At 64.1% G+C, this 2,222-nt stretch carries 3 protein-coding genes; all 3 read left to right on the top strand.

Annotated features, from left to right (window positions below):
* Positions 1-634 (top strand): DNA-directed RNA polymerase subunit alpha (locus tag JOZ76_RS04190; RefSeq protein WP_291697366.1); only part of this gene is annotated, 634 nt, incomplete at its 5' end.
* A gap of 55 nt (positions 635-689) precedes the next feature.
* Complete coding sequence (rplQ, locus tag JOZ76_RS04185) at positions 690-1,112, top strand: 50S ribosomal protein L17 (RefSeq protein ID WP_291697365.1); 423 nt, start codon at positions 690-692, stop codon at positions 1,110-1,112.
* Between the two features lie 129 nt (positions 1,113-1,241).
* On the top strand, positions 1,242-2,093 hold the full coding sequence (locus JOZ76_RS04180; protein WP_291697364.1) for a c-type cytochrome: 852 nt from the start codon (positions 1,242-1,244) through the stop codon (positions 2,091-2,093).
* The last annotated feature ends 129 nt before the right edge of the window (positions 2,094-2,222 follow it).

Below are 2,222 nucleotides of genomic sequence, written 5' to 3'. Positions count from 1 at the left end.
CCCCGATCACGTGATCTGTCATCTCGACGAAGGCGCCGAGATCCGCATGGAGTTCACGGTCAATACCGGCAAGGGCTACGTGCCGGCCGAGCGTAACCGGCCCGAGGACGCGCCGATCGGCCTGATCCCGGTCGACAGCATCTACTCGCCGGTGCGCAAAGTCTCCTACCGGGTCGAGAACACCCGCGAGGGGCAGATCCTCGAATACGACAAGCTGACGATGCAGATCGAGACCAACGGCGCGCTGACGCCGGAGGACGCGCTCGCCTATGCGGCGCGCATCCTGCAGGACCAGCTCAACGTGTTCGTGAATTTCGAGGAGCCGCGCAAGGAGGTCGTCTCCGAGGTCATCGCCGAGATCCCGTTCAACCCGGCCTTCCTCAAGAAGGTGGACGAGCTCGAGCTGTCAGTGCGTTCGGCCAACTGCCTGAAGAACGACAACATCGTCTACATCGGCGACCTCGTGCAGAAGACCGAGGCCGAGATGCTGCGCACGCCGAATTTCGGTCGCAAGTCGCTGAACGAGATCAAGGAAGTGCTGGCGCAGATGGGCCTGCACCTCGGCATGGAAGTGCCGGGCTGGCCGCCGGAGAACATCGAAGAGCTCGCCAAGCGCTTCGAGGACCATTATTGAGACGTGTCCCGGCCGCACGCGGCCGGGTTTCGTTTGAGGGAACAGGAAGCACGCGATGCGTCACGGTAACGCTCACCGCAAGTTCAATCGCCGGTCGGACCAGCGCAAGGCGCTGTTCCAGCACCTGGCCTCGGCGCTGATCAAGCACGAGCAGGTCATCACCACGCTGCCGAAGGCGAAGGATCTGCGCCCGGTGGTCGAGAAGCTGATCACGCTGGCCAAGCGCGGCGATCTGCACGCGCGGCGCCAGGCGCTCGCCGAGCTGCGCGATCCGCCGATGGTGAAGAAGCTGTTCGAGGTGCTCGGGCCGCGCTACGCCTCGCGCAACGGCGGCTACACCCGCGTGCTCAAGGCCGGCTATCGCTATGGCGATAGCGCGCCGGTCGGCGTGATCGAGCTGGTCGATCGCGACGTTGATGCGCGCGGGCAGGACTCCGGGCCGGTGCAGGAGAAAGCAGCCGAACCGGCCGCCGCCTGATCGGCGAACCGACGTTCACAAGATGAAATAAAAGGGCGGCTTTTGGCCGCCCTTTTGCTTTTGGCGCTTGTCACCCGCACGCCGAGTCAGAACAATAATCGTCGGGAAGGCGGGCTCTGGGAGGGCTTCATGATGATCCGGTTATTGGCGGCCGTCGCACTGACGGCCGCGGGCACGATCTGCGCACAGGCGCAGGGCAGCGCCGAGCGCGGCAAGTATCTCGTCAACACGATCATGACTTGCCAGAACTGCCACACGCCGAGGGGCGAGCGCGGCGCGCCGGTGTTCGAGCGCGACCTGTCGGGCGGTCTCGAGTTCGACGAGCCGCCGTTCAAGGTGACGGCGCCCAACATCACGCAGGACAAGGCCACCGGCATCGGTGCGTGGACGGACGCGCAGATCAAGACGGCGCTGCGCACCGGCAAGCGGCCGAACGACGTGCAGCTCGCCGAGGTGATGCCGACGAATTTCTACGGCATCGTCACTGAGCGCGACATGGACTCGATCGTCGCCTATCTGCGCACCGTCAAGCCGGTCAGCAACAAGGTCCCGGACCCGATCTACAAGATCGCGCTGCCGCACATCATGTTCCCCGGCGGCGAGAAGCCGTTCAGCGAGGCCGACCTTTCCGACAAGGTGAAGAAGGGCTTCTATCTCGCGACCATCGGGCATTGCATGGAATGCCACACGCCTTTCGGTCCGCCCGGGAGCGGCGTCGACTTCAAGGGGTCGCTCGGCAAGGGTGGACGTGAATTCCCCGGGCCCTGGGGCGTCTCGCATTCGCGCAACATCACCTCGAGCAAGGACAAGGGCATCGGCGGATGGAGCGATGCCGAGATCAAGCGCGCCATCACCCAGGGCGTCCGTCCGGACGGCAGCAAGCTCAAGCCTCCCATGGGCTTTGACTGGTACGCGCGCATGAACGACGAGGATCTCACGGCGATCGTGGCTTACCTGCGCACGGTTCCCGCCAAAGAATGACCGCGATTCCGGCATGTGTCGCAAAGCAAACAATGTTGGCGGCCTGAAGCCCAACGTGTCAAAATGGGAAAGGCTTATCTGCAGCGAGGCGCTGGCGTCTGGTCGATCAAGTCGCGGGCTGGTATTTTA

It is taken from the genome of Bradyrhizobium sp. (assembly GCF_019244115.1).
Taxonomy (GTDB): Bacteria; Pseudomonadota; Alphaproteobacteria; order Rhizobiales; family Xanthobacteraceae; genus Bradyrhizobium.
Note: the sequence above shows the minus strand (reverse complement) of the source record. Positions and strands in the feature narration are given on the sequence as shown.

Bases quoted from the DNA above. Each gene is read 5' to 3' on its own strand.
- rplQ (WP_291697365.1), top strand. From the start codon at position 690: ATGCGTCACGGTAACGCTCACCGCAAGTTCAATCGCCGGTCGGACCAG.
- JOZ76_RS04180 (WP_291697364.1), top strand. From the start codon at position 1,242: ATGATGATCCGGTTATTGGCGGCCGTCGCACTGACGGCCGCGGGCACG.